Annotated in this window: 27 protein-coding genes; 11 read left to right on the forward strand and 16 right to left on the reverse strand. The window is 67.2% G+C overall.

Annotation, left to right across the window (positions count from 1 at the left end; all coding sequences use genetic code 11):
• The first annotated feature begins 11 nt into the window (after window positions 1–11).
• From AC1DYS_RS01075 to AC1DYS_RS01090, 4 genes are all read left to right on the forward strand, one after another.
• The gene (locus tag AC1DYS_RS01075) at window positions 12–1,304 is read left to right on the forward strand and encodes an RICIN domain-containing protein (protein ID WP_477895190.1); all 1,293 of its coding nucleotides are present in this window, start codon (window positions 12–14) and stop codon (window positions 1,302–1,304) included.
• Window positions 1,305–1,644: 340 nt separating this feature from the next.
• Window positions 1,645–1,941 carry an antibiotic biosynthesis monooxygenase family protein gene (locus AC1DYS_RS01080; protein WP_477895192.1) on the forward strand — a complete coding sequence of 99 codons (297 nt, stop codon included), beginning with the start codon at window positions 1,645–1,647 and terminating at the stop codon, window positions 1,939–1,941.
• Window positions 1,942–1,962: 21 nt separating this feature from the next.
• Entirely contained in the window at window positions 1,963–3,666 is a 1,704-nt protein-coding gene (locus AC1DYS_RS01085; protein ID WP_477895194.1) for an FAD-dependent oxidoreductase, read from the forward strand.
• A gap of 16 nt (window positions 3,667–3,682) precedes the next feature.
• Window positions 3,683–4,672 carry a Bug family tripartite tricarboxylate transporter substrate binding protein gene (locus tag AC1DYS_RS01090; RefSeq protein ID WP_477895196.1) on the forward strand — a complete coding sequence of 330 codons (990 nt, stop codon included), beginning with the start codon at window positions 3,683–3,685 and terminating at the stop codon, window positions 4,670–4,672.
• Between the two features lie 30 nt (window positions 4,673–4,702).
• Here the strand turns inward: AC1DYS_RS01090 and AC1DYS_RS01095 are convergent, their stop codons facing one another.
• Genes AC1DYS_RS01095 through phnG form a run of 7 tightly spaced genes read right to left on the reverse strand, consistent with a single transcriptional unit; the run spans window position 4,703 to window position 10,408 of the window.
• The gene (locus AC1DYS_RS01095; protein ID WP_477895198.1) at window positions 4,703–5,842 is read right to left on the reverse strand and encodes an alpha-D-ribose 1-methylphosphonate 5-triphosphate diphosphatase; all 1,140 of its coding nucleotides are present in this window, start codon (window positions 5,840–5,842) and stop codon (window positions 4,703–4,705) included.
• Window positions 5,843–5,856: 14 nt separating this feature from the next.
• On the reverse strand, window positions 5,857–6,546 hold the full coding sequence (phnL, locus tag AC1DYS_RS01100) for a phosphonate C-P lyase system protein PhnL (protein WP_477895200.1): 690 nt from the start codon (window positions 6,544–6,546) through the stop codon (window positions 5,857–5,859).
• A 56-nt stretch (window positions 6,547–6,602) separates the two neighbouring features.
• A complete protein-coding gene (phnK, locus tag AC1DYS_RS01105; RefSeq protein ID WP_477895202.1) occupies window positions 6,603–7,385 on the reverse strand; it encodes a phosphonate C-P lyase system protein PhnK in 783 nt (260 codons plus the stop codon).
• Window positions 7,382–8,212 (reverse strand): alpha-D-ribose 1-methylphosphonate 5-phosphate C-P-lyase PhnJ, encoded by an 831-nt coding sequence (locus AC1DYS_RS01110; protein ID WP_477895204.1) that lies wholly within the window; start codon window positions 8,210–8,212, stop codon window positions 7,382–7,384. Before AC1DYS_RS01110 ends, phnK begins: the two co-directional genes overlap by 4 nt.
• Entirely contained in the window at window positions 8,209–9,312 is a 1,104-nt protein-coding gene (locus AC1DYS_RS01115) for a carbon-phosphorus lyase complex subunit (protein ID WP_477895206.1), read from the reverse strand. Before AC1DYS_RS01115 ends, AC1DYS_RS01110 begins: the two co-directional genes overlap by 4 nt.
• Window positions 9,312–9,941, reverse strand: coding sequence for a phosphonate C-P lyase system protein PhnH (gene phnH / locus AC1DYS_RS01120; protein WP_477895208.1), 630 nt, complete (start codon window positions 9,939–9,941; stop codon window positions 9,312–9,314). Before phnH ends, AC1DYS_RS01115 begins: the two co-directional genes overlap by 1 nt.
• Complete coding sequence (gene phnG, locus AC1DYS_RS01125; protein WP_477895210.1) at window positions 9,938–10,408, reverse strand: phosphonate C-P lyase system protein PhnG; 471 nt, start codon at window positions 10,406–10,408, stop codon at window positions 9,938–9,940. Before phnG ends, phnH begins: the two co-directional genes overlap by 4 nt.
• Window positions 10,409–10,475: 67 nt before the next feature.
• On the opposite strand from phnG, the gene phnF reads away from it, so the two are divergent.
• Genes phnF through AC1DYS_RS01150 form a run of 5 tightly spaced genes read left to right on the forward strand, consistent with a single transcriptional unit; the run spans window position 10,476 to window position 15,092 of the window.
• A complete protein-coding gene (gene phnF, locus AC1DYS_RS01130) occupies window positions 10,476–11,234 on the forward strand; it encodes a phosphonate metabolism transcriptional regulator PhnF (protein WP_477895212.1) in 759 nt (252 codons plus the stop codon).
• A gap of 24 nt (window positions 11,235–11,258) precedes the next feature.
• A complete protein-coding gene (locus AC1DYS_RS01135; protein WP_477895214.1) occupies window positions 11,259–11,918 on the forward strand; it encodes a DUF1045 domain-containing protein in 660 nt (219 codons plus the stop codon).
• Window positions 11,915–12,481 (forward strand): phosphonate metabolism protein/1,5-bisphosphokinase (PRPP-forming) PhnN, encoded by a 567-nt coding sequence (gene phnN / locus AC1DYS_RS01140; RefSeq protein ID WP_477895216.1) that lies wholly within the window; start codon window positions 11,915–11,917, stop codon window positions 12,479–12,481. Before AC1DYS_RS01135 ends, phnN begins: the two co-directional genes overlap by 4 nt.
• Before the next feature lie 45 nt (window positions 12,482–12,526).
• A complete protein-coding gene (locus tag AC1DYS_RS01145) occupies window positions 12,527–13,801 on the forward strand; it encodes a GTP cyclohydrolase II (RefSeq protein WP_477895218.1) in 1,275 nt (424 codons plus the stop codon).
• Window positions 13,794–15,092, forward strand: coding sequence for a URC4/urg3 family protein (locus AC1DYS_RS01150; protein ID WP_477895220.1), 1,299 nt, complete (start codon window positions 13,794–13,796; stop codon window positions 15,090–15,092). The genes AC1DYS_RS01145 and AC1DYS_RS01150 overlap by 8 nt, the downstream gene beginning before the upstream one ends.
• A gap of 30 nt (window positions 15,093–15,122) precedes the next feature.
• On the opposite strand, the gene AC1DYS_RS01155 is transcribed toward AC1DYS_RS01150, so the two are convergent.
• From AC1DYS_RS01155 to AC1DYS_RS01170, 4 genes are read right to left on the reverse strand one after another with little or no spacing between them, the layout of a single operon-like run.
• Complete coding sequence (locus AC1DYS_RS01155) at window positions 15,123–15,971, reverse strand: alpha/beta hydrolase (RefSeq protein WP_477895222.1); 849 nt, start codon at window positions 15,969–15,971, stop codon at window positions 15,123–15,125.
• A 53-nt stretch (window positions 15,972–16,024) separates the two neighbouring features.
• Complete coding sequence (locus AC1DYS_RS01160) at window positions 16,025–16,753, reverse strand: substrate-binding periplasmic protein (protein WP_477895224.1); 729 nt, start codon at window positions 16,751–16,753, stop codon at window positions 16,025–16,027.
• Window positions 16,754–16,777: 24 nt separating this feature from the next.
• Entirely contained in the window at window positions 16,778–18,160 is a 1,383-nt protein-coding gene (locus AC1DYS_RS01165) for a GGDEF domain-containing protein (RefSeq protein WP_477895226.1), read from the reverse strand.
• The gene (locus tag AC1DYS_RS01170) at window positions 18,132–18,905 is read right to left on the reverse strand and encodes a substrate-binding periplasmic protein (protein WP_477895228.1); all 774 of its coding nucleotides are present in this window, start codon (window positions 18,903–18,905) and stop codon (window positions 18,132–18,134) included. Before AC1DYS_RS01170 ends, AC1DYS_RS01165 begins: the two co-directional genes overlap by 29 nt.
• A gap of 196 nt (window positions 18,906–19,101) precedes the next feature.
• On the opposite strand from AC1DYS_RS01170, the gene upp reads away from it, so the two are divergent.
• Entirely contained in the window at window positions 19,102–19,734 is a 633-nt protein-coding gene (gene upp / locus AC1DYS_RS01175) for a uracil phosphoribosyltransferase (RefSeq protein WP_477895230.1), read from the forward strand.
• The gene (locus tag AC1DYS_RS01180; protein WP_477895232.1) at window positions 19,735–20,238 is read left to right on the forward strand and encodes a nuclear transport factor 2 family protein; all 504 of its coding nucleotides are present in this window, start codon (window positions 19,735–19,737) and stop codon (window positions 20,236–20,238) included.
• 17 nt (window positions 20,239–20,255) lie between these two features.
• Here the strand turns inward: AC1DYS_RS01180 and AC1DYS_RS01185 are convergent, their stop codons facing one another.
• The 5 genes from AC1DYS_RS01185 to AC1DYS_RS01205 form a co-directional block, all read right to left on the reverse strand.
• The gene (locus AC1DYS_RS01185; protein ID WP_477895234.1) at window positions 20,256–21,779 is read right to left on the reverse strand and encodes an autotransporter outer membrane beta-barrel domain-containing protein; all 1,524 of its coding nucleotides are present in this window, start codon (window positions 21,777–21,779) and stop codon (window positions 20,256–20,258) included.
• A 25-nt stretch (window positions 21,780–21,804) separates the two neighbouring features.
• Window positions 21,805–23,352, reverse strand: coding sequence for a caspase family protein (locus AC1DYS_RS01190; RefSeq protein WP_477895236.1), 1,548 nt, complete (start codon window positions 23,350–23,352; stop codon window positions 21,805–21,807).
• Window positions 23,353–23,596: 244 nt separating this feature from the next.
• Window positions 23,597–23,974, reverse strand: a complete 378-nt coding sequence (locus AC1DYS_RS01195) for a hypothetical protein (protein ID WP_477895238.1) — start codon at window positions 23,972–23,974, stop codon at window positions 23,597–23,599.
• A 51-nt stretch (window positions 23,975–24,025) separates the two neighbouring features.
• Complete coding sequence (locus AC1DYS_RS01200) at window positions 24,026–25,081, reverse strand: AI-2E family transporter (protein ID WP_477895239.1); 1,056 nt, start codon at window positions 25,079–25,081, stop codon at window positions 24,026–24,028.
• Between the two features lie 67 nt (window positions 25,082–25,148).
• The gene (locus tag AC1DYS_RS01205; protein WP_477895241.1) at window positions 25,149–25,868 is read right to left on the reverse strand and encodes a hypothetical protein; all 720 of its coding nucleotides are present in this window, start codon (window positions 25,866–25,868) and stop codon (window positions 25,149–25,151) included.
• Window positions 25,869–25,998 lie beyond the last annotated feature (130 nt).

The following is a 25,998-nucleotide window of genomic DNA, read 5'->3' on the forward strand; positions in this document are numbered from 1 at the left end:
GAGACAAACCGATGAAACTTTCATTTCGCAGCGCGCTGCTTGCCAGCGCGACAGGCCTTCTTTTGTCCGCGAATGCGGTCAACGTCAGCGCGGCCACGAGCTACGTGTTCGCCACCTTCAAGGGCGACGCTGCGGCGGACGAGAAGCTGTGGGTCTACCTGTCCGACAACGCCACCAGCTTCAGGCTGCTGTCGAACACCAACTTCGGTGGCTCCACCGGCGTGTTGCGCGACCCGAGCATCATGAAGCACACCGATGGCAAGTACTACATCGCGTACACCGTGCAATCGTGGACCACCTCGTCGACCTATTTCGCGATTGCGTCGAGCACCAACCTCATCAACTGGACGCAGGTCGCGACAATCGATGCGGGCGTGTCCGGCACGTACTACACCTGGGCGCCCGAGTGGTACGTCGAAGGCTCGACGGTGCGGCTGATCGTGACGCTCGGGCCGCAGGGCTCGACCTTCAAGCCCTATGTCTACACCGCAAGCGACAGCACGCTGACCCACTGGAGTGCCCCGGTCGACATGGGCATCGGCACCAACAAGATCGACACCTTCGTCGTCAAGTCAGGCGGCACGTACCACGCCTTCGCCAAGAACGAAACGACCAAGTACATCGAGCACGCGATCGCCAGCAGCCTGTTCGGCCCGTGGAGCTGGGTCGGCACCGGCAACTGGTCGGGCTGGGGGTCCGGCTACGAAGCACCGGCCCTGGTGCAGACGACCGATGGCAACTGGCGCATCTACATCGACAAGTACACCAACGGCGGCATCTGGAGCGCGACCAGCTCCGACCTCTACACCTGGACCGGCCTCAGCTCGGTCGGCCCGTATCGGCACGGCACGGTGCTGAAGGACACGAACTACACCGCCGGCCAGCCGCCCGCCGTCGAGTACGTGAAGAACCGCAACAGCAGCAAGGTGCTGGACGTGCAGAACCCGAACAAGGACGACGGCGCGAACGTCGGCCAGTACACGCTCAATTCGGGCGCCTGGCAGCAGTGGCAGTTCTTCGACGCGGGCAACGGCTACTTCAATGTCGTCAACGTCAACAGCGGCAAGTGCCTCGACGTGAGCGGTGCCTCGACGGCCGACAACGCCGACATCATTCAGTGGGCCTGCAACGGCGGCACCAACCAGCAGTGGCAATGGGTCGCGAACAACGGTTACTTCCTGCTGAAGGCGCGGCACAGCGGCAAGTGCGCCGACGTGAGCGGCAGCGCGACGACCGACGGTGCCGACGTGCGCCAACAGGCCTGCAGCCGCGGGCTCAACCAGGACTGGACGCGCCAGCCTTAGCGTGGTGCGGCGTGGCGAGGTGACCGTGCGCTCACGGCCCTTTGCCACGCCTGACTCAGCGTGGGCGTGACCGCACTGTCGGTCGCCTCTCGGCGGCCCGCGCGTGTCCTCGATATTGATGCAGCAGGTACTGCGCTGTGCATCGATGCACAGCGCTGGGCGGCGATCGGGAATCGACCCGCGCCCTGATTGCGCAGAGCATGGCGGCCTTGCAGCCCACCACCAGCCTCTGCCGCGTCATGACACCCACACTTCGCTTTCTCTGCCGTGCACGACACGCTGGTGCAGTGGCTTTCTTCGGCCAAAACGGCCATGTGTCACCCACCACCAGGAGTCTTTCATGCCCATCCTCATGACCGGCGAGGCGAGCGGCCTCACGCCCGAGCTCTATGCCCAGATGCTGCGCGGCCTCGAGCCTGCGCTGCGGCAGGCACCGGGCTTCATCATGCACACCGCACTGCCGGTCGAAGGCGGCGGGTTTCGCGTGCTCGAAGTGTGGCGCTCGAAAGAAGAATCGGACCGGTTCTTCGCGACGCACGTCGCGCCCCACCTGCCGCCCGGCGTGCGCCCGAAACGCCGCACCGAGCCGCTGAACTCCCTGCTGCTCGGCGCCACCGCAGAGACCTCACAACCCTGACGCGGCGCGTCGTCGGCTGCCATGACCCGCTCGCTGGTCACTCCCGTGCTCGTCGTTGGAGGCGGGCCTGTCGGCCTCGTGCTCGCGATGTGCCTGGCCCGGCATGGCGTGGAGGTGCTCGTGGCCGAGATGCGCCACCGCGGCGAGCCGCCCAGCGTGAAGTGCAACCACGTGTCGGCCCGCTCGATGGAGATCTTCCGGCAACTGGGCGTCGCGTCCAGGGTGAGAGACAGCGGCCTGCCGGCGGAACACTGCCACGACGTGGCCTACCGCACGACCACGACGGGCATGGAACTCGCGCGCATCCCGATTCCGTGCCGGCAAGATCGATTCAGCGACACCCACGGCCCTGACGGCCATTGGCCGACGCCCGAGCCGCCGCACCGCATCAACCAGCTCTATCTGGAGCCGGTGCTGGCCTCATTTGCGCAGGCCATGCCGAAGCTACGCATCGCGAATCGCCTGCAGGTGCTCGATGTCGCGCAGGACGACCAGGGCGTCACCGCCGAGGCGGGGGACCTCGGCACCGGCGAACGCGTGCAGATCCGCTGCCAGTTTCTGATCGGCTGTGATGGCGGGAGCTCGCTCGTGCGCAAGAAGATCGGTGCCACGCTGAGCGGCACTGACTTCATCGGCCGCACCCAGTCGACCTTCATCCGCGCACCCGACCTGTTGAAGCGGCTGAAGCACCCGCCGGCGTGGGCCACGTTTTCGGTGAATCCGCGCCGCTGCGGCAACGTCTATGCGATCGACGGTGTCGAGCGCTGGCTGGTGCACAACTACCTTCGGCATGACGAAGCGGATTTCGATGCAGTGGACCGCGATCGTGCGATTCGCCAGATCCTCGGTGTCGGCAGCGAGTTCCGCTACGAGGTTCTGGGCCAGGAGGACTGGATCGCCCGCCGCCTGGTGGCCGACCGCTTCCGCGACCGGCGCATCTTCATCTGCGGCGACTCGGCGCACATCTGGGTGCCGATGGCCGGCTATGGCATGAACGCCGGCATCGCCGATGCGGAAAACCTGGCCTGGCTGCTGGCGGCCCACCTGCGCGGCTGGGCACCCGAAGTCATTCTCGATGCGTACGAGCGAGAGCGCCTGCCGATCACCGAACAGGTGTCGCGCTTCGCGATGGACCATGCGCTCGCGCTGCGGCGGCAGCACGAAGCGGTGCCGCCAGACATCGAAGCCGAGACGCCGCAAGGCGAGGCCGCGCGGGCCGCGGCGGGGCGCGCGCTGTACGAACTCAACGTGCAGCAGTACTGCTGCGCCGGCCTGAACTTCGGCTACCACTACGACGACTCGCCCCTCATTGCCTACGACGCCGAGCGCGCACCGGCGTACACGATGGCAAGCTACACACCGTCGAGCGTGCCGGGTTGCCGCACGCCCCATGCATGGCTGCGCGACGGACGCTCCCTCTACGACGCGCTGGCCGCGGAGTCACCCACCTATTCGCTGCTGCGCTTCGATTCACGCGTCGACGTGGCCTCGCTGCTCGACGCGGCGCATCGCCGATGCGTACCGCTCGCACTGCTCGACGTCGATGTGCCGGACGCCGCTGCGCTCTACGGCCACGCGCTCGTGATCAGCCGCCCGGACCGGCACGTCGCATGGCGAGGCACTGCCGCGCCGGCCCAACCACTGAACCTGATCGATCGACTGCGCGGAGCCGTCGGTCCGTCTCCATCCGCCGGACCGCGGTTCAGCGGTCCCTCACTCCACTGATGCATGAGGAAACCCTATGAACAGAAGACTCGCCACCCGCACGATCGCCGCGCTGCTCGGCACACCGTTCCTAAGTGCGTTCGCAACGCAGGCACGGGCCCAATCCGACAAGCCGCTCACCCTCGTCGTGCCCTATGCGGCCGGCGGTACCTCCGACATGCTGGGGCGCCTGCTGGCCCGGCAGATGGCAGAGCCGCTCGGGCGCACCGTGGTCGTGGAAAACCGGCCCGGCGCCGGCTCCACCGTGGGGGCGGCCCAGGTGGCCCGATCCGCGCCCGACGGGAACACGCTGCTCATCGCCACCAGTTCAACGCTGGCCATCAACCCGTCGCTGTACCCCAAGTTGCCCTATGACCCGCTGAAGGACTTCGCGCCCATCGCGATGATCGCGTTGGTGCCGCTCGCATTGGTTGTCAGCCCGTCGATCAATGCGCGTCACGTGGGCGACCTGGTGTCGTTGTCCAATGCCAGGCCCGGTGGCCTGTCGTACGCGTCGGCGGGCAACGGCAGTCCGCAGCACCTGGCCGCGGAGATGTTCAAGGCCGCGACCGACGCCGAGTTGCGGCACGTGCCCTACGGCGGCAGCGCAGCCGCACTGACCGATGTGCTGAGCGGCCAGGTCGACATGATGTTCGTCGACCTCGCGCCTACATTGCCGCATCTGCGGGCCAAGCGCTTGCGTGCACTGGGCGTGAGCTCGCTGACCCGCCAACAGACCTTGCCGGACGTGCCCGCGCTCGCGGCGTCGGGCGTGGCCGAACTGAGACAGTTCGAAGCCATCGCCTGGCAGAGCCTGGTTGCGCCGGCGGGGACGCCGAGATCCCTCGTGGACCGGCTCAACCGGCTGGTCGTCGAGATGCTCGATCAACCGCCGGTGCGTGATGGGCTGCAGCGCGACGGCATCGAGCCGCGTTCGAGCTCGCCCGCTGAACTGATGACGGCGATCCGCACCGACGCCGAGCGATGGGCCCGGATCATCAAGGCTGCGGGGATTTCCATCGCTTGATGGGCCCCGACGCCGACGGAGAACGCCGATTCACACCACCCGTCGGCCACTCACCCACGCTTCACGCGCGATCGGGTGATCGCCCAGCGCCTTCACACGGATCACGTCGCCGCGCAGTCCGGTTGCGATCTCACCGCGGTCGGCCAAGCCTGCCGCGCGCGCCGGGTTGCGGCTGACCACCGCCACGGCTTCCGGCAACGAGAAGCCGCCGTCGCGCACCAGGCGCCAGGCGGCTTGCAACAGGCTGCTCGGCACGTAGTCGGACGAGAGCGCGTCCAACACGCCTTCGCGTGCCAGCTCCAGCGCAGAGACGTTGCCCGAGTGCGAGCCGCCGCGGATCACGTTGGGCGCACCGGCCACCGTGCTCAAGCCCAATGCTTTGGCGCGGCGCGCGGCGGCCAGCGTGGTCGGGAACTCGCTCATGCCGGCACCCAGCGCGTGCGCTTCGTCGACGTGCTCGACGGTGGTGTCGTCGTGCGTGGCCAGCGCCACCGCATGCGTGCGTGCGAAGTCGGTGAACCACGCACGGTTCGGCTGTGCATGTTGCGCCTGGCGCTGCGGTGCGATGCGCACTTCGTTGTCGAACTGGCTGTCGCTCCAGCCCTTCTTGCCGGTGTAGTAGATACGGGCCTGTTCGACGTCGTTCCACTGGCGCTGGCCGGGCGTGTGGTCCATCAGCGAGATGAGCCGCAGCCGGCGGTGGCGTGCGAAGGGCTCAAACAGCTCCTGCGCATTGGAGGCCGGCAGCTCGCAGCGCACGTGGATCAGGTGGTCGGCGCGCAGCAGGCCGGCGTCCTGCAAGGCGTCCAGCACCCGGAGCAGCTCGCTCTGGTCGCGCGAGCGAAAGCCATCGCCGTACGGGTCGCCCACGCCGATGGCGTCGAGCACGGTGGTGATGCCGGCGGTGGCCACCTCGGCGTCGTGTGCCTGCACGGCACCGAGCATCGGGAAGTTGACCTTGGGCCGCGGCGTCACGTGGCGCTCGAGGTTGTCGGTGTGCACCTCCACCAGGCCGGGCAGCAGGTAGTCGCCTTCGAGGTCCAATGCGCCCGGCACGGCGGTGGCGCCGCCGTCGATGGAGGCGATCAGCCCGTCGCGGATCACCACGCTGCCCAACAGCACCTCGTGGCCGAGCACCAGCCGCGCATTGCTCAACACCAGTTCATTCATGCGGATCTTTCGTTCTACTGAATCGGGACACAGCGGCTCGCCACGGCGTCGCGCACTTCTTCGTCGTGAAAGATGCCGACCACCGCGGCACCGGCCTCACGCGCCTCGTGGATCAGCTCGATCACCACACGGCGGTTGGCGGCATCGAGCGAAGCCGTGGGTTCGTCCAGCAGCAAGAGCCGCGCCGGCTCGATGAAGCCACGGGCGATGTTGACACGCTGCTGCTCGCCGCCCGAGAAGGTGGCGGGCGGCAGCTCCCACAGGCTGCTGGGCAGGTTGAGGCGCGCGAACAGGGCGCGTGCTTCATCGCGGGCCTGCTCTTGTGCTGTGTCAGCGTCTGTCTCGGGCCGCGCCTGCAGCCAGCGCTCGGCCACCACGTCGAGCGCGGGCACGCGTGGCACGGCGCGCAGGAACTGGCTCACGTAGGCGATGTCGCGCCGTCGCAGCGCAATCATCTGCTGCGGTGTGGCCTGGGCGATGTCGACGCGGCCGTCTTGCGCTTCGAGCCAGATCGCGCCGCTGTCGGCACCATAGCTGCCGTACAGGCACTTCATCAGCGTCGATTTGCCCTGGCCCGAGGCGCCGAGCAGCGCGACGCATTCGCCTGCTTTGACCTGGAGCGAGACGCTTTTCAGCACGGGGAGTTCGAGCCCGCCGCGCAGGTGCAGGGTGAAGTGTTTGGAGAGGGATTCGACGTGCAGCATTTGTTTGGTGTCAGTCGTGGCTCACAGGCCGCTCAAGCTCAGAAGAAGTACAGGCATCACGGCGCCACCACCGACGACACCAGCAGCTGCGTGTACGCATGCTGCGGATCGTCCAGCACGCGGTCGGTGAGGCCCTGCTCGACGATGCGGCCTTCGCGCATCACCAGCGTGCGGTGCGCCAGCAGGCGCGCCACGCCGAGATCGTGCGTGACGATCAGTGCCGACAGGTGCATGCGCGCCACGAGCAGGCGGATCAGGTCGAGCAGCTTGGCCTGCACCGACACGTCGAGGCCCGAGGTGGGTTCGTCCATCAGCACCAGCCGCGGGCGTGTGACCAGGTTGCGGGCGATCTGCAGGCGCTGGCGCATGCCGCCCGAAAAATCGCGTGGCGAATCGTCGATACGTTCGGCATCGAGCTCGACGCGTGTCATCCAGTCCGTCGCCGCCGCCCGCAGGCGGCCGAAGTGGCGCTCGCCCTGCCCCATCAGCCGCTCGCCAATGTTGGCGCCGGCACTCACGTTCATGCGCAGGCCGTCGCTGGCGTTCTGCTGCACGAAGCCCCACTCGGTGCGCTCGAGCCGGCGACGCTCGCGCTCGCTGAGGCGGTGCACGTCGAGCAGCTGCTCGTCGGCGCTGCGGTACAGCACCTCACCGTGGGTCGGTGCCAGGCGGCCGGCGATGCAGTTGAGCAAGGTGCTCTTGCCCGAGCCGGACTCGCCGACGATGGCGACCACCTCGCCCGGGAACAGATCGAGCTGCGCATCGCGCACGGCGTAACGCGGGCTGCCGAAGTGGTGGCTCAGCACGCGCACGCTCAACAGAGGATCTGTTTTCTTCATGCGGCCTCCCGCTGTTCACGGCACCAGTCGGTGTCGGAGCAGGTCCACAGGCGTTCGCCCTCGGCCTGCAGCACCTCGTCGAGAAAGCTCGTGGTGCAGCCGCACAGAGCGCAGGCATGACCTTGGGGTTCGACCTTGAACGGGTGGTCTTCGAAGTCGAGGCTCTTCACGTCGGTGTAGGGCGGCACGGCATAGATGCGCTTCTCGCGTCCGGCGCCGAAGAGCTGCAGCGCCGGCATGCGGTGCATCTTCGGGTTGTCGAAGCTCGGGATCGGCGAAGGCGACATCACGTAGCGGCCGTTCACCAGCACCGGGTAGTCGTAGGTCGTTTCCACGCGGCCCCAGTGCGCCAGGTCTTCGTAGAGCTTCACGTTGACGAGCCCGTACTCCTCGCAGGCATGCAGCTTGAGCGTCTCGCTGCGGCGCGGCTCGAGCTTGTAGAGCGCCTCGGGCTGCGGCACCTGGTAGACCAGCACTTGGCCTTCTTTCAACGGCGCTTCGGGGATGCGGTGACGCGTCTGGATCAGCGTGGCCTCGCGCGTGCGCTCGGTCGTCGCGATGCCGGTGGTGCGTGCGAAGAACTGGCGGATGTTGACGGCGTTGGTGGTGTCATCGCTGCCCTGGTCGATGACCTTGAGCACGTCGTGCTGGCCCAGCACCGCGGCGGTGACCTGGATGCCGCCGGTGCCCCAGCCGTAGGCAAGGGGCATCTCGCGGGACCCGAAGGGGACTTGGTGGCCGGGGATGGCGACAGCCTTCAGGATGGCGCGGCGGATCATCCGTTTGGTCCGCTCATCCAGGTATGCGAAGTTGTAGCCGTGGATCATTTGTCATCCCCCTCCGAGAAATGCTTCTCGCGCAACTGCCGGATCAGCTGCAGCTCCGACTCGAAGGTCACGTAGTGCGGCAGCTTCAGGTGCTGCACGAAGCCCGAGGCCTCGATGTTGTCGCCTTGCGGCAGCACGAACTCCTGCTGCTGCACCGGCGCGGTGACCTCTTCGTCGAACTCGTCGGCACGCAATGCGCGGTCGACCAGCGACATCGCCATCGCCTTGCGCTCGCCGTGGCCGTAGACCAAGCCATAGCCCCTTGTGAACTGCGGCGCGACGGTCGCGCTGCCGCCGAACTGGTTGATCATCTGGCACTCGGTCACGTCGATCTCGCCGATCTCGATCGCGAATCCCAGTTCGTCGGGCACGAGTTCCACCGCCACCGCGCCGAAGCGGATGTCACCACCGAACGGGTGCGTGTAGGCATAGCCGCGCTGCGTGGCGTAACCCATGCCGAGCACCCAGCCTTCGTCGGCGCGCGCGAGCATCTGCAGTCGCGCGCTGCGCGGCAGCGGGTAGACGGGAGGGTCGCGCGTGATGTCGGGTGGCGGCGGATCGCCTGCGCTCGGCAGCGAGGGTTCGATCAGGCCTTCGTCTGCCAGCGTGTCGAGCGCGTTGGGCATCGAGACACGCTCCGTGTGCGCCGTCTCCGTTGGCGCAGAGTTCTCTCTCGTGGGCTCAGCGCGATCGGAGCTGAGCAAAGAGAAATCGAGCAGGCGCTGCGTGTAGTCGTAAGTCGGGCCCAGCAATTGGCCACCCGGCAAGTCCTTGAAGATGGCCGAGACGCGTCGCCGCACGCGCATCTGCGCGGTGTCGATCGGCTCGGTGGCGGCCACGCGCGGCAGGGTGGTGCGGTAGGCGCGCAACAGGAAGATCGCTTCGACGGCATCGCCGCGTGCCTGCTTCAACGCCAGTGCGGCCAACTCGGGGTCGTAGAGCGAGGCCTCGGCCATCACGCGGTCGACCAGAAGGCCGAGTTGTTCGCGGATCTGCATCACTTCCAGCTCGCGCACCGCAGGGTCGCCACGGCGCGCCTCGGCCAGCAGCTGGCGCGAGGCTTCGATGGCGGCCTCTCCGCCCTTGACGGCGATGTACATCAGGACTCCTCGATCTTGAGCAGCGTGGACCGCGGCACGCCGATGAGCTGCGAGCCGCAGACCAGCAGCAGGTCGATGCCGCACGGGAACAGGCGCTGCATCGCGATGCGCTGTTGCCAGAACGTGATCGGCAAGCCGCACAAGCCCATGCGCTGCTCGTGCTCGATGCCGGGGCCGGTGAGGCGCAGGGAGGTGTGGCGCTCGATCGCCAGGCTCGGTGTGTCGACAATCAGTGTGGCCCCTTGCTGTGGCGCTTCGTCGCTGCCGAGGCGCAGTCCGTCGAGCGTCGCATCGGCCGCACGGGTGCCGACGAAATCGGCCAGCTCGAACGGCGCCGGTTGCACGCCGGTGTGGAAGCGCGCATACATCCATGCCGCATCGCTGGCCAGCGAGTCGCTGAAGTGCAGCGAGGTCTCGGTGTCCAGCAGCGTCAGCAACAGCGCGGTGACGCCGCGCGACAACGGTGCCGGCGGCTGCAGGCCATCGCTGGCCGACAGCGTCTGCAGGCGGCCCGGAAGGGACAACGCATCCAGCACGTTGCGAAACACCGCTTGCGAATCGTGCGTCGCATCGGCAAAACCGCGCGGCATGCTGGCCAGCAGGTCGGGGCTCGACAAAGACGTGTTCATGCCGTGGCCTCCGACTGCAAGGTGTAGAAGGACACACGGCTGGCCGCGTGTCGCGCTTGCTCCTGGTCCAGTGCAGCCACACGAGCGGCGCTCAGCGGTGCGATCACCTCGGCCAGCAACTCTGCGCGCAGCGAAGGCTGCTGCAGCAAGGCATCGAACTGCGCTACCCAGCGTGCGCGCTGCTCGTCACGCCCCAGCACATGGCCGACACCGGCCGTCGTGTTCTCGTCCACAGAGACGCGGGCAATGCAGCGCGTGACCGTCACCTCGCCCAGGTTGAAGCGGTCACCGCGGTTGGCGATGCGTGCCCGCACCAGGGCCAGGCCGGTCTCGGGTTCGCGCAGCCAGTCGAAACGATGCGGCGGCACGAAGCGCTCGGCCTTCTCGGCCAGCCCCGGGCGTGGCGCATGGGCCAGTACAGCGAGCCAGGCCTGGCGATCTGCCACCGTGAACAGGGTTTTGGTCATGCGGATGTCATCTAGATGACTGTAGGATGGCTGCCAGTATCAACCCTCCGCATGACAAATTCTTGACATGACCCTGAGCTCGACCCATCTTTCGGCCGAAGCGACCGACGACACGCCCGCGCCGCGCCGCTGGGAGGCGATTGCCGCCGAGCTGCGCAGCGACATCACCGAGGGCCGGCTGCAAGCCGGCGAGCGCCTGCCCAATGAAGCGGCGCTGGCCGAGCGTTTCGCCGTCAACCGCCATACGCTGCGGCAAGCGGTGCAGGCTCTGGCGCGCGACGGCTTCGTGCGCGTGGCCCATGGCAGCGGCACCTATGTGCGCGAGTTGGTGCTCGACTACGCGCTGCAACGCCGCACGCGCCTGTCGCAGAACCTGGCGGTGGCGGGCGAGTCGGCACAGCGCGAGCTGGTGGCGCACGAGCGGGTGCGCGGTGGCGAATGGGCGCGCGAGCTGGGCCTGCCCGCCGCTGCGCCGCTGCAGCTGATGTACACACGCGCGCTGGTGCGCGGCCGGCCGGTGGGCATCTCGACCGCCGCCTACCCCCTGCCGCGGTTGGACGGAATCGTGGAGGCCTTCACCGAGGCGGCCAGCATCACCGGCGCACTCAAGCGGCTGGGCGTGGCCGACTACACCCGTGCACGCAGCGTGGTGTCGTGCCGCTTGCCCAGTTCAGCCGAGGCCGATGCGCTGGCGCGGCCGGCCACGCAGCCAGTGCTGGTGGTGCGCTACCTGAATGTCGACGCGGAGGGGTTACCCGTCAGTGCCGGGCAGACGCTGTTCGCCGGCGATGCGATCCAGCTCACGGTGGAGCCCGACGAGACGTGAACAACCCAGCATGAGCAAAGAAGCATGAGCATCCGTTACGGCATCTACTACACGCCGCCGCCCGATCACCCCTTGTGGCGTGCCGGCTGCGAATGGCTGGGCCGCGACCCGTCCGTGCCCGCCGTCACGCCGCCGGCACGCGTGGGAGTCAACGAGCCGTGGCGCTACGGCTTCCATGCCACGCTGAAGCCGCCGATGCGCTTGATCGACAGTCGTGATGAAGAGAGCCTGCGCACCGCGATTGCCGACCTGGCGAAACGCACGCCACGCTTCGAGATGCCGCGCCTGTCGGTGCAGCCGCTGGGCGAGTTCATCGCCTTGCGCCCGGTCGACCCGCTGCAACCCGATCACCCGCTGCGCCGCCTGGCCGATGCCTGCGTGACCGAGCTCGATGCGTGGCGCGACCGACCCTCGCCCGAAGAACAACAGCGCCGCGCTGCGCTCACGCTGAGCGAAGGGGAGCGCGAGACATTGCAGCGCTACGGCTATCCGTATGTGCTGGAGCATTGGCGCTTCCACATGACGTTGACCGACCGCCATGCCGACGTGTTGCTGCCCGCGGCCGTCGAGCATTTCGCCGGGGCCTTGTCGCAGCAGCCGCTCGGCTGTGATGCGCTGAGCCTGTTCGTTGAGTCCGCGCCGGGCCAGCCGTTCCGTTTGGTGCACCGCTTCGCGCTCGCATGAACCAGTCCATCGCACACAGCGAACGGCTGATCGTGGTCGTGGGCCCGTCGGGTGCCGGCAAGGACAGCGTGCTGCAAGCCTGGGCCGCATTGCGCGGGCCGGGCCAGCACGTGCACCTGGCGCAGCGCGTCGTCACGCGGCCGCACGATGGCGGTGCCGAGCAGCACGAAAGCGTCAGCGAAGAAGCGTTTGCCACGCTGCTGCAAGAGGGCGCGTTCGCCACCCACTGGGATGCGCACGGCCTGCGCTACGGCGTGCGCCACCGCGCACTCGCGCCGCTGGCGGCCAACGAATGGGTCGTGCTCAACAGTTCGCGTGCGCACCTCGCCACCTTGCGTGCGCAGGCACCGAAGTTGAGGGTGGTGGAAATTACCGCGCCCGCCGAGTTGCGTGCGCAGCGCCTTGCCGGCCGCGGTCGTGAAGACGCCCCCGAGGTGGCCAAGCGTTTGCAGCGCGACACGCCGCCGGTGCGCGCGGACCTCACGCTCGTGAACGATTCCTCATTGCCCGAGGTGGCGCAGGCCTTGCAACGCTGGTGGCAGGCGCGACAACACGCACCGTGACGGCGTATGCTGGCTGCGTCGTTGAGCAACTCAGGAGCGACGCAGATGAGCAGTGACAAGGCAGGCGAAGCCAAGGTGAACACCAAGCACATTCGCCTCACCTCGCACCCTGGCCAGCAAGGGGTCAGCGGCGCGCCCACGATCAACTGGGGCGATGCCGACCCGCAAGTTCGCGGGCCGGTGGTGGGCACCACGACCAACCGCTCGCAGCGCAACGTGGTCGGCACGCACAGCGGCAGTTACGGCGTGTACCGCGCGCTCGCGGTCGCAGCCGGCAACCTCGCGAAGGGCCACCGCGCCGACCTGACCAACACTTCGCCCACCACGCCGATCGGCCCCTACCCGCAGTGGAGCGACCCGCACAGGATCGTCTCGCTCGACCCGTGGGGCGCGACCGTCGGCGAGGTCTTCGCCGACTACCTCGCACAGGGCTACGACATCCGCCCGACCATCGCGGTGACGCAGGCGCATGTGCACCTGCCTGAGATCAAGCAGGCCATCGCCTTCCAGCGCCTGAAGCCCGATGGCAAGTACCTGCTCGAGGACTCATCGGCCATGGTCACCAAGATCGCCATCGAGCCGGTGTGGTGGATCGAAGGCGTGGCCAAGCGCTTCAATGTGAGCGAGGCCGACCTGCGCCGCGTGATGTTCGAAGAGACCGGCGGCATGTACCCCGAGCTCGTGACGCGCAGCGACATCGGCATCTTCCTGCCGCCCATCGGCGGGCAGACGCTCTACATCTTTGGCGACCCGCGCCACCTGGCCGACCCGAGCATCACGCTCACCGCGCGTGTGCACGACGAGTGCAACGGCTCCGACGTGTTCGGCTCCGACATCTGCACCTGCCGCCCCTACCTCACGCACGCCATCGAAGAATGCGTGCTGGGCGCGCAGCGCGGCGGGGTCGGGCTCATCGCCTACAGCCGCAAGGAGGGCCGCGCGCTCGGCGAGGTCACGAAATTCCTGGTCTACAACGCGCGCAAGCGGCAGGTGGGTGGCGACAGCGCCGACAAGTACTTCCTGCGCACCGAGTGCGTGGCTGGCGTGCAGGACATGCGCTTCCAGGAGCTGATGCCTGACGTGCTGCACTGGCTCGGCATCCAGAAGATCCACCGCCTGGTGAGCATGAGCAACGACAAGTACGACGCGATCACCGGCAGCGGCATCGAGGTCGGCGAGCGGGTGAAGATCCCTGACGAGCTGGTGCCCGCCGATGCGAAGGTCGAGATCGAGGCCAAGATCGCCGCGGGGTACTTCACCGACGGCAGCGTGCCCGATGACGTGAAACTCGCCGCCACCAAGGGACGCGACCTTGCGTGATGACAGCCCCAAGACGCCTGCGGCGTCGCCCCCCGAGGGGAGCCCGGCCGGCGCTGCGCGACCCGGCACTCGGCCAGAGCTGGGTGCGTCACTGCGCTCCACGGCGACCATCCGTGAGCGCTGCAAGAACATCCTGCGCGCCGTCGAAGAAGGCCGCTCGCGCCACTTCACGCTCAACCGCAGCCAGCTCGACGAGGTGGCGCGCCGCGTCGAACACGTCACGCGGCAGAACTATCCGAGCCTGCGCATTCCGTACCACAGCCGCTGGCGGCACTTCGAGTCAGGTGGCATCGACCGCAAGGCCGCGCTCGACGCGCAGCTCGCCGGCCGTGATGCCGCCGCACAGGCGCGCGCACGCATCGACCTCACGCTGGTGAGCGTGCTGCTCGATGCCGGCGCCGGCCCGTCGTGGCGCTACGCCGAGGCGGAAAGCGGGCAGGCCTTCAGCCGCTCCGAAGGCCTGGGGGTCGCGAGCTTTCGCGCCTTCATGCAGGGCCGTTTTTCTTCCGATGCCGCCGACCCGCTGCGGGTGGAAGCCGAGGCACTGCGGCAGATCGATGCCGCCGAGCTGGCCCAGGTGTTCCAGCTGCGCAGCGACAACCCATTGGTCGGGCTCGACGGCCGCTTGGCCTTGCTGCAGCGGCTGGGCAGCGCGATGCGTGCGCAGCCCGAGGTCTTCGGCGCCGATGGCCGCCCGGGCGGTCTCTTCGACGCGCTGACGCAGCAAGGCCAGCTCGACCGGCTGCCCGCGCCGCGTGTGTTGCAGGCCTTGCTCGATCACCTGAGTGCCATCTGGCTCACCGGCAACCAGCTGCAAGGTATCCCGCTCGGCGACTGTTGGCAGCACCCGCTCGCGGGCGGTACCGGCCTCACCGCCGGCTGGGTGCCTTTCCACAAACTCAGCCAGTGGTTGACCTATTCGCTGCTCGAACCCTTCGAATGGGCCGGCATCACGCTGACCGAGATCGATGGTCTGACGGGCTTGCCTGAATACCGCAACGGCGGCCTGCTGCTCGATGCGCGCGTGATCCTGCCGAAGGATCCAGCCTTCGCATCGCGCACCCACACCGCGGCCGATGAGGCCATCATCGAATGGCGCGCGCTCACCGTGGCACTGCTCGACGAAGTGGCGCCGCTGGTGCGCGAGCGGCTGAGCAAATCAGCCGAGGAGATGCCGCTTGCGTGCATCCTCGAAGGCGGCACCTGGGCGGCCGGGCGCGAGATTGCCAAGTCGTTGCGCGAGGGCGGCAGCCCGCCGCTCAGGATCGAGAGCGACGGCACGGTGTTCTGACGGGCAGGCTCTACAAAGAGCCTGACGCGTTCAGGCGGGAATCCGCTTCGCGATCCACTGCTGGATGTCTGCCATCACGGCTTCCTTGCCGAGGTCGTTCAGCAGGTCGTGGTAGTGGCCTTCGTAGAGCTTCAGTGTCTTGTCGGTGGAGCCAGCGGTGTCGTAGAAGAACTGGCTGCCGCTCGGCCGGGTGACCTTGTCGAGCGTGCCGTGCAAGATGAGCAGCGGCAGCTGGATCAGCGGGAACTCCTTCTTCAGCCGCTCGTCGGCGCGCACCATCTCGGCCACGGTTTGCGTGGGCTGTACTTCGTCGGCGATCAGCGGGTCGTTGTTCATCGCCGCCACGGCCACCGGGTCACGCGAGAAGTCTTCGTTCTTCAGCTTCAGCACATGGGCGTGCGGCGCCACGTGGGCCAGGCCTTTGAGGATGGCCAGCGCCACGTCGGGCGCCGGCACCTGGTGGGCAAAGCTCTCGCAGATGAGGCCGTCGATCTCGCTCGGGTGCTCGAGCGCGTACACGCACGAGATGACACCGCCGGCGCTGTGGCCGAGCAGAAAGACGGGCCGCCCGCGTTCCTTTGCTTTGGCCTGCCGCACGAAGCTTGCCACGTCGTTGACGTAATCCGAGAAATTCTCGACGTAGAAGCGCTCGCCTTCAGACTGGCCGCGACCCCGCAGGTCGAGCGCATAGACCGCGAAGCCGCTGGCCACCAGCTGCTCGGCCACCCAGCCGTACTGGCCGCTGTGCGCGTTGAATCCGTGGACGATGACCACCACCGCGCGCGGCTTCTCGGTGGCCGAATGCCAGGAACGGGTGAAGATCTTCAGCCCGCCCACACCCTGAAAAGACGACGGGCTCGCCAGTGCCGATGTGTCCATGGCCTGCCTCCATTGAAAGCAAGGCCGGATGGTATGCCTCGGGGGCGAGGCTGTCAGCGTTTCGGGTTCATCAGCCGGGCCACCGTGCCGTCGGCCTTGAGCTTGTCAAACGCGGTGCGGGTGCGTTGCACGATGTCGTCGGGCGTCGACTTGCTGTAGGCCATGTAGATGCCAGTCGACATGGCGTCGAGCAGGTAGATCTTCTCCAGGCTGTTGCAGTCGACGTGCGCTTCTTCGCACAGCAGCATCGCGTCGCGCTCGGGCATGGGCACGAGCTGCACCTGGCCGTTGACGAGCTTCTTGAAGTTGTCGGCGTTCTGCGACGACACCACCAGCTTGTTGAAGCCCTGCGCCTGCAGGTACTCGTGGCGCACGTCGTCGCGCATCACGCCGATGGTGTAGGTCTTGGCGTCCTGCAGGCTGCGCACCACGATGTCTTTCTGGCTGCGCAGCTTGTACAGGTGGTAGTCGATGCGCATGAACTCGCCGGCCCACTTGAACTGCTCTTCGCGCGCCGGCGTTCGGGCGATCAGGTAAATCAGCACGTTGGGTTCGCGCAGCGCCATGTCATAGGCCCGCGCCCAGGGGTAGAGCGAGAGGCTGTAGTCGGTGAGGCCTGCGCGCTGCAGCGCGGTTTCCACAATTTGGCTCGCCGGGCCGATCACCTTGCCGTCTTTCGCAAAGGTGAATGCCGACGTCTCGGTCACGGCCCTGATGGGCTCGGCGGCAGCCCAGGCGCAGGCCAGGGTCAGCAAGGCGGCGGTGAACAGGCGTTGTTTCATCGGGGTTCTCCGTGGCGGGTCAGATCAACCGGCAAGCTGGTTGCGGCCCTGGTCTTTGGCGCGGTACAGCGCCTTGTCGGCGTGGTGAAGAAGGGTCTCGAAACGGTCCATGGTCTGCGGGTCGAACTCCGCGACACCGATGCTGAGCGTGACGTGCGGCGCCACCTCTGATCCGCTGTGCGGCAGCGCCTGTGCCTTCATCGCGGCGAGCAGGCGCTCGGCCGCGCTGCGGGCACCGGCCGCATCCACGCCAGGCAGCAGCACGGCGAACTCTTCGCCGCCGATGCGTGCCGTCAACTCGCCGGCGCGGGCGAAGGTGTGCTTCAGCACATCGGCCACGTGCTTCAGGCACAGATCACCCTGTGCGTGGCCGTAGGTGTCGTTGTAGCGCTTGAAGTAGTCGACGTCGCACAGCAGCACCGACAGCGGTTGGCTGAGGCGCTGCGCGCGGCGGAACTCGGCGTCCTTCACCTCGTCGAAGTGGCGGCGGTTCGCGAGCCCGGTCAGCGGATCGATGCGCGACAGGTCTTCGAGCCGCGCATTGGCAGCACGCAGCTCGGCGGTCTTCTCGTCCACCAGCTCGGCCAGCCGGTCGCGGTGAGCAGCGAGGTCGCGCTCGTCGAGGCGCTGCCGCTCCAGGTACTCGGCCAGCTTGCCCTGCAGCTGGTTGACGCCGCCTTCGAGCAGAGTCAGCTCGTCGCGGCTCGCGGTGCGTCGCTCCAGCTTGAGCAGCTCGTCGAGGTTGGCGGGAGTGACCGCATTCAGGTGACGCGCGATGCGCTGCACGTGCACCGTGACCATGCGGTTGAAGAGCCACATGATCAGCCCGGCCAGCAGCACCGACTGGATCACCTGCGTGACGATGATGCCCGCCAACTCGCTGCGAAGCCGCGCCCACAGCACACGTTCGTCGCCCTGCAGCGTGAGCTCGCCCACGAGCTCGGTCGACCCGGCGTATGGCGAATAGGTGAGCTGGCGCTTCAGCGACGGCGCAAGCGTGGAGGCAGGCTCGCCTTCTTCATGGCGCTCGATGATTTCGGGCGGTCGCCCAGGCCGTGGAATGCGCAGCTCGACACGTCCCACCGGGCTCACGTGCGACACGCTGTCGACGTGGCTCTGCAGCTCGTCGCGGTCCATCTCCCAGATGGCCTTGGCGAGCGTGCGCTGGAACACCTTGTCGATCAGCGCCAGCTCGGCCGTCATCGCGGTCAGGTTGCCTTTCCAGGCCGACCAGGTGCGCACCGCCACGGCGGCCAGCGTGAAGACGATGCTGAAGGCGACCGTGCCCAGCACCAGCCGGCGGCCCAGCGAGCGCGTGGGCGCTTCGACGGACTTCACCGCCTCAGCGGCGTTCACCGCAGCGGCCGCATCGGCGGCCTCAGAGCCACTTTTTCTGGAGGCTCTCATAGGTGCCGTTTTTCTTGATCGTCTCCAGCGCCTTGCGGAAACGCTCGACCACGGCATCGGGGGTCTTGAGGCTGAAGGCCATGTCCAGGCCGCCGCCGTCGCGGCTGATGTCGTCCAGCAGCAGCGCAGGCGACAGCACGGTATGAGGGTTGTCGCCGGCCTGGCGCACCAGGTAGTAGGCGTTCAACTCGTTGGAGACCCACATGTCGACGCGGCCCAGCCGCAGCTTCTCGTAGTTGAACTCGTACTTGTTGCTCGACTGCAGGTTCTTGCCGATCACGAAGCCCTTGGAGACGAGGTACTGCTCTCCGGCGTCTTCGTTGACGGTGGCGATCTGGTACTTGCGGGCGTCGTCGAGGGTCTTGATGCGCAGGTTCGCATCGGCGCGCGCGAAGAGAAGCATGCGCGTCGGTGCGATCACGCCCACCCACTTGAACAGCTTCTCGCGCTGCGCCGTGCGGGTGATCGAATAGATCATCACGTTCTCGCTGTTCAGCGCGATGTCGTAGGCGCGGGCCCAGGGCATCGACTGGATGTTCGCCTGCATGCCCACTTCCTTCAGCACGGCCTGCACGACCTCGGTGCTCAGCCCGGTGACCTGCCCGTTCTGGGTCATGTTGTAGGGCGGCAGTTCTTCCGTCACGATGCGCAGCTCGTCTGCGGCGGCGGCATGCACCGACAGGCAGGCCAAGGTCGCCAGCAGCAGCGCTCGGGCGCGCATGCGAGTGAACAGAATCCGGCTCATACGAAATGAAACCTCGATCGGGGGTGGAACGCCTATTGCGAAGAAGCGACGAGCCAACCATCGGCCGAACCGTCCTATGGTCATTTTCGACCGCTCGCCGCCGAAACTTGAAGCGGCAAATGCCAGAACTGTCACAAAGCGCAGCGTCATCGTGCGCCGAAGCCGATATGCTGATCACTCCCAGGAGACCCTTGCCATGACCGCGCCCGTCCACCACATCACCCACCCGTTGATCCAGCACAAGCTCACGCTGATGCGCGAGAAAGACCGCAGCACCAACAGCTTCCGCCGCCTGTTGAACGAGATCAGCATGCTGATGGCGTACGAAGTCACGCGTGACATGCCGACCCAGCTGATCGAGATCGAGACCCCGCTCGAGAAGATGCAGGCGCCGGTGATCGAGGGCCGCAAGACGGTGTTCGTGAGCATCATGCGCGCCGGTGCCGGCTTTCTCGACGGCATGCTCAACGTGGTGCCCGGCGCGCGCATCGGCCACATCGGGCTGTACCGCGACCCGAAGACGCTGGTGGCGGTGGAGTACTACTTCAAGATGCCGGCCGACATGCACGAGCGCGACGCCATCGTGCTCGACCCGATGCTGGCCACCGGCAACTCGGCCGTGGCCGCGGTCGACCGGCTGAAGGAAACCAAGCCCAAGTCGATCCGCTTCGTCTGCCTGCTGGCCGCGCCTGAAGGGCTGAAGAACTTCACCGAGGCCCACCCCGACGTGCCGGTCTATACCGCGGCCATCGACCGCGAGCTCAACGAGCACGGCTACATCGTGCCGGGCCTCGGCGACGCCGGCGACCGGCTGTTCGGGACCAAGTAGATGCGCGGGACGCTGCTCGCCTTCTGGGCTGCGCTGGCCGTGTGGCTGAGCGTCGTCTCAGGCCCCGTGGCAGCCGCCGATGCCGCTTCTGCCACGGACACCCAGCAGGTCAACGCCTTCATCGACGAATGGCACGACGACGCGGCCCACGCGCGTTCGCGCTTCTTCGACAAGATGGCACCGGGCGCCGTCTACATCGGCACCGACAAGACCGAACGCTGGACGCGCGACGAGCTGAAGGCCTGGTCGAAGAAGTACTTCGAGCGGCCGTCGGCCTGGGCCTTCACGCCGATCAAACGCCACGTGGCCTTCTCGGCCGACAAACAGTTCATCTGGTTCGACGAACAGCTCGACACGCAGATGGGCGTGTGCCAGGCCTCGGGCGTGGTGCAGCGGACGGCGAGCGGCCTGCAGATCCTGCACTACCAGCTGTCGCTCGCGGTGCCAAATGAACTGGTCGATCAGTTCACGGACGCGATCCGCAAGGCCGAGACAAAGAAGTAGGCCGATAGCACGAAGGTCTAGAACTCGACCTTCAGCCCCAGGTTCAGCCGGCGATCCGACAGGTCGGACTTGCCGAACAGCTGCTCGTAGTCGATGAAGGCGGCCACGCCGCGCTTGAACTGGGCGGAGAGGCCCAGGCTCCACAGGCCGAAATTCTTGTCGGGTTCGGCATTCGGCTCGCTCACCAGCTGCAGGTCGGAACCCACCAGCGTCGCGTTCAGGTTGCCGCCGTTGCGCTCGCTCTGGCGTTGCAGTTCCACCCGGCCGTGCGGCACGACGATGGCGTAGCGCGTGGCGAAGATGAACTGCGCCTCGGTGCCCAGCGCGATCACGTTGGACCGCACGCGCTGCTCATTCACCGAGAACGGCGTGTCGCCGCTTTCGGTGTAGCCGTCGACCTTCACGCGCAGTGTCTCGATGCGCACATACGGCGACACCACCGTCGCGCGGCCGAGCAGCTGGTAGCCGGTGGTCAGGCTCATGCCGGTGCCGGTGCCACGTGTGTCGGCGTACGCCTGCCCCCCGGTCGAGGTGTTGCGCTTCAGCGAGAAGTCGTTCCGCGCGAGTGACAGCGCGGCGTCGACGTACCAGGCGGCCGCGGGTTCGAACGAACCGTAGAGCGTCAGGCTGTTGCCGCTCGAGGTCTGCGCATCCGACAGGCCCGACAGGTCGGAGTTCGAGCGCGCGTGGCCGAGCGAAGCGCCCAGCACCGCGCGCCGGCTCAGCCGGTAGTCGGTGCCGATCGACACGCCATCGGTCTTCACCTTCAACGCGCTGCCGGTCTTGGCCTCCTGCACGGCCAGCGTGCCCATCATGTAGGCACCCCAGCCTTCGCTGCGCGTCGCGTCCGGCCCGGATTCGCCTGGCCCTGCCGCACCCTCGGACGACAGCGGCACGTTGCGCCCGTTGATCTGCACCGTGGTGTCGTTGACCCATGCGGCGCGGCTGCCCTGGCGCAGCGTGCGCATGCGGGCCTGTGCGTGGTCGAGCTGAATGCGTACGCCCTGCATCGCCGTGGTGGTGTTGGTACGTGCAGCGGCCAGCGCCTGTGCCCCGATCGCGGTGCCGCCCAGCGTGTAGGCCTTGGTGCCTCGCACGCTGGTGATCACGGTGCCCAGCACGGTGACGTCGACGCAGGCCTGAGTTGCTTCGGCCGGCAGCACGTTGGCCAGGCAGTAGCGGTTGCTTCCGCCCTTGCGGTCTTCATCTGTAGTGCCCCACGAGAGGGTGCCTTGGGAGAACACGCCATTGGCATTGGTGGCCAGCCCACCGGCCGAGCCTTGCTGCGCGCCGGCGCTGTCGATGCGCGTGCGCGTCAGCGCCGCATTGGCCAGCGGTTGGCCTTGTGCGTCGCGGACCTCGAGCCTGCCGCCGTTGGTCTGGCCGTTGCCATCGATCACCAACCCGTCGGGCGCCAGCACGCGAATGCTCGTGCCGGGCGGCAGCACCGACTGCGCCATGGCAGCGTGAACGGAAAGCATGAGTGCCAGGCCGGCGGCCAGGCGAGCACACGATGGGAACGGCAGGTGAGAAAGGTTCATGGCTTCAGGTGGAGAGAGAAGATGTTCAACGGCTGCGTGCAGCTTGGCTCGGCGTCAGCACGAAGTCACCCGACTCGTGGCCGGCAAAGCGGATCGGCGCGTACTCGGGCTGCTGCGTCACCTTCAGGCGCTGCGCCAGCAGCGCAAAGCGCGCGTTGACGGCGTTGAACAGCTGCTGGGCCTGCACCGGCTCGCGCAGGTTGGCGAGCACGTCGATCAGGCTGCGCGCGAAGATCGAATGGCCGCCACCCCCGCCGTCGACCACCGGCTCCAGGCCGCCCGAGGTCATCGCGATGCGCGAGCGGTTCTTCTGCAGCTGGCGCAGCGCGGTGCGGTGCGCTTCTTCGGAGAGCGCGTTGTCGATCTCGGGCACGGCCGAGCGGGTCAGCGTGCCGGAGTAGCACGAGTCGGCGATCACGAACACGCTGCGTGCCGACATGGCCGCGAGCTGATCGGTCACGTCGATGATCGACACCCAGTTGGCCACGTCGCGCTGCTCGCCATCCACCGGAATCCAGTAGCCGCGCTGCGTCACGCTGTCGATCTCGCCGTGGCCGGCGTAGTAGATCAGCACCTGGTCGTTCTCGGTCACGCGTGAGCGCAGCTGGTTGATCGCGGCGAGCAGCTCGCGGCGCGAGGCATCTTTCACCACCGTCACGTTGAAGCCAAAGCGCTGTTCGAGCACGCTCTTGATCGCCGTCACGTCGGCCACCGGCGTGTGCAGGCTCTGCAGGTGGCGGTAGTTCTGGTTGGCAATGACCAGCGCATAACGCGCACCCGAGCCGGTGATCGGCGCGGCGGCGAGGGGCGCAGGCGTGCCCGTGCCTTCGAGCGCGATCAGGAAGCTCGACTGCGTCACGTTGCCGCGCGCGTCGGTGGCGGTGATGTCCACCCGAGTGGGCTTCGTGCCCAGGGTCACGCTGCTGCTGAAGAGGCCGTTGGCCGCAACCGTCTGCTCGCGCTTGTTGACGCTGAGCCCGCGCAGCGAGGTGTCTGCGCTCACGCGGCCGCTGATCGTGAACGGGCCTGGCGCGGCCTTCACGTACACCACCTCGTTGCTGCGCTGGGCCAGCGTGGAAATCACGGCCGGCGGGTCGATCAACTGGATGCGCGGTTTGTCGTTGGCGGGCACGATGCCCGATGCGCGGCGGTAGAGCGCCCGCGCCCGCGGCACATCGCGCGGCACACCGGCACCACGCTCGTACAGCGCGGCCAGGTTGACCATCGCGCGCACGTCGTCCTTGGCCACGGCGCGTTCGTACCAGAGCGCAGCGGCCACGTAGTCCGGTCCGCCGGCCACGCCGCGCTCGTAGAGCTCGCCGACGTTGACCTGCGCTTCGGTGTCGCCCTCGTTCGCGAAGGGCAGCCAGACCTTCATCGCACCGCCAGGGTCGGTGTTCGACGAGACGTATTCGCCGCCGGCCGACTCGCATTCCGCGATCGAGATGCGCAGCGGCCGGCGCGGCGAGATGGTGGTGCCGAAGGCGCCGAGGCGACGCACCTGGCCGATGGTGAGGCAGTCGACGATGACCAGCTTCTCGGCCGGCACGGCCTGCGCGTCGGCCGCTTTCATGCGGCTGAACACATCGCCGGAGGGGCCGGCGCAGCCCGACGTCAATGTCGCGAGGAATGCCGAAAGAAGAGTCGTGAGAAGAGAGAGGCTACCAAGCTGCCGGAGCGGCGTTCGTGTGGTCATGCAGGTGGGTCCGCGAAAACTCGCGCAAGTCTATCCACCCGCTCGCTTCAAGAGCGTGACTCAATCGTTACCAATGGATCGTTGCCGGCGCGCCAGCGAGGCGCAGCGGCGCAAGGCCGGATCAGCGGGTCGGCACTTCGCTCCAGCCGGTGTGCTTGTTGCAGCCGGCGGCCAGCATCACCTCGTCGGCCGTGTCGCGTTCGTCTTCGGTCCTCGCATCGACGCTGACCACGGCGCCGCCGCGCATGACGGTTTCTTCGTAGGAGCTCGCGTCGTGAGGCGACGAACCCCAGTCGAGCACGCCCTGGAACAGGTCGACGAGGTTGCTGACGAGGCCGCCGCTCACCTGTTCGTCGACCTTGTGGGCCAGCGCGTCGTTTGCGGCGCCTTCCTTGGCGCGCAGGCGAACGGCATCGGGTTGCAATCCTTCCTCGATCAATCGGCGGGCAGCAAGCCGACCGGCGTTTCGGTCATCGAAAGCAAAAAGGGCATTGGCCATGGCTCGACCTCCTTGGTGTGAGATTTGAAACCAGCAATCGACGTACCGGCGCTATTCGCCGTTCTTCTCGGCCTCGGCGGCCGACAGGTCCCAGGCCGCGATGAAGAGCGCAGCGATCACCGGGCCGATGACGAACCCGCTGATGCCGAACAGGCTCATGCCGCCGATGGTGGAAATGAGCACCACGTAGTCGGGCATGCGGGTTTCCTTGCCGACGAGCATGGGCCGTAGCAGGTTGTCGACCAGGCCGATCACGACCGTGCCCCAGGCGATGAGGCCGAGCCCCTGCGCCACCTTGCCGGATGCCAGCAGATAAATCGAGATCGGCCCCCACACCAGCGCGGCGCCGACGGCCGGCAGCAGCGAGAGCAAGGCCATGATGACGCCCCACAGCAGCGCGCCGGGAATGCCCAAAACCATCAGCGCGATGCCGCCGAGCGCACCCTGGATGGCGGCGACTACCACGTTGCCCTTGACCGTGGAGCGGACGACCGAAGTGAAGTTGCGGTAAAGCCGCTGCTGCACCTTCGGGTCGAGCGGCACGGCGCGCTGAATGCGGCGCATCAGCTTGTCGCCGTCGAGCAGCAAAAAGAACAGCAGGTACAGCATCACCAGGAAATTGACCGAGAAGTCGAGCGTGTTCTGGCTCACCGTCCAGATCTGGCGGGTGATCGGCTGCGAGCCTCCGGCGGCCGATTGCCGCAGCTTTTCCTGCACGGCCGGAAGATCGTTCATGCCGGCGTTCTCGAGCATGTTGGAGGCCCACCCGGGCAGCAGCGTCATCAGCCGCCGGTAGTACGCCGAAAGGTCGATCTCGCCGGAGCGCAGCTTCTGCAGCAGCTCGGTGCCCTCTTGCACGATGAAGCCGGCGGTGATCACCGCCGGCAGGATCACGACGATCAGCACCAGCAAGGTGGTGACGATGGCAGGCAGCTTGTTGCCGGCGCCGCGGCGGCGCTTCATCGCCTGGTTCAAGGGGTCGAACAGGATCGCAAAGGTCACCGCCCAAAGAATGCCGCCCGACAGCGGAAAGACGACCCACAGGAACGCCACCGACACGGCGGCCAGCAGCAGCAGGAAAGACTTTCGTTCGAGATCGGTGTGCATGCCCGCGCTGCGCAGCAAACGGTGTTCCGCTGCATGCGACGTGCGGGCTGGCGTCAGCGGAAGGTCGTCAGAGCAGCGACCCCGCGAGTTCTCGCAGCGTCTGCCGCGGGTCTTCGTTGATCACCGCGCCGTGCGACACCAGAATGCGCTGCAGCGACGGGATATCGGACCACTGCAGCAGCTGTGCGCGCAGCGCGTTCTTGTCTTCCACCATCGCCATCTTCACCACCCGCGGGATCTGTGCTTCGTCGCCAGCAAAGCCAGCGACGCGCAGCAGCCAGTTGCCGAAGCCACCTTCGCTGCGGATGTTGCCGACCAGGTCGTTCAGCACGAGCGTGGTGCCGTTGCGGGTGCGCACGACCAGTGCCGCCTCGCGCTTGCGCGTGCCCGGCACGGTGATGAAGATCACGTTGGGGTCGTCGAACTTCGGTGTCGTGGAGTCGACGCCCACCACCTCTTCGACCTTGTGGCGCGACCCCTCGGGCGTCACGACTTCCATCGACGGGTAGCGGTCGTACCAGACCTTGGCGTCGAGCCGGTGGATGTCGTTCGGCACGATCAGGAAGGCGGGCCGGCCGTACTGCTCGAGCGCCACCATCTCGTCTTCGTCGAGCGCGATCGCGCTGAAGATCACCAGCCGCCCGTCCTTCAACCGCACCACGGTCATGCGGCGCGGCAGGTCGGTGAGCGGCATGTGGAGCTGGCCCACCACGGTGAGGATGTTGTCGTCGATCTCGGAGAGCTGACCATGCGGCAGCACGGTCCATCTTTTGAAGGGCTTGGTCATCGAAGGCTCCTTGGAATGCACTTGCTTCCTCATGGTGTGCCTTCGTCGCAACTGCGCCTGCCAGCGTGGGTGCGAAATCGTTGTAGTAGCTGTCCTACTTGTCGAGTCCTGCGCGTGTCCTACAGAAAAA

Source organism: Rhizobacter sp. P2_G4, from assembly GCF_056403575.1.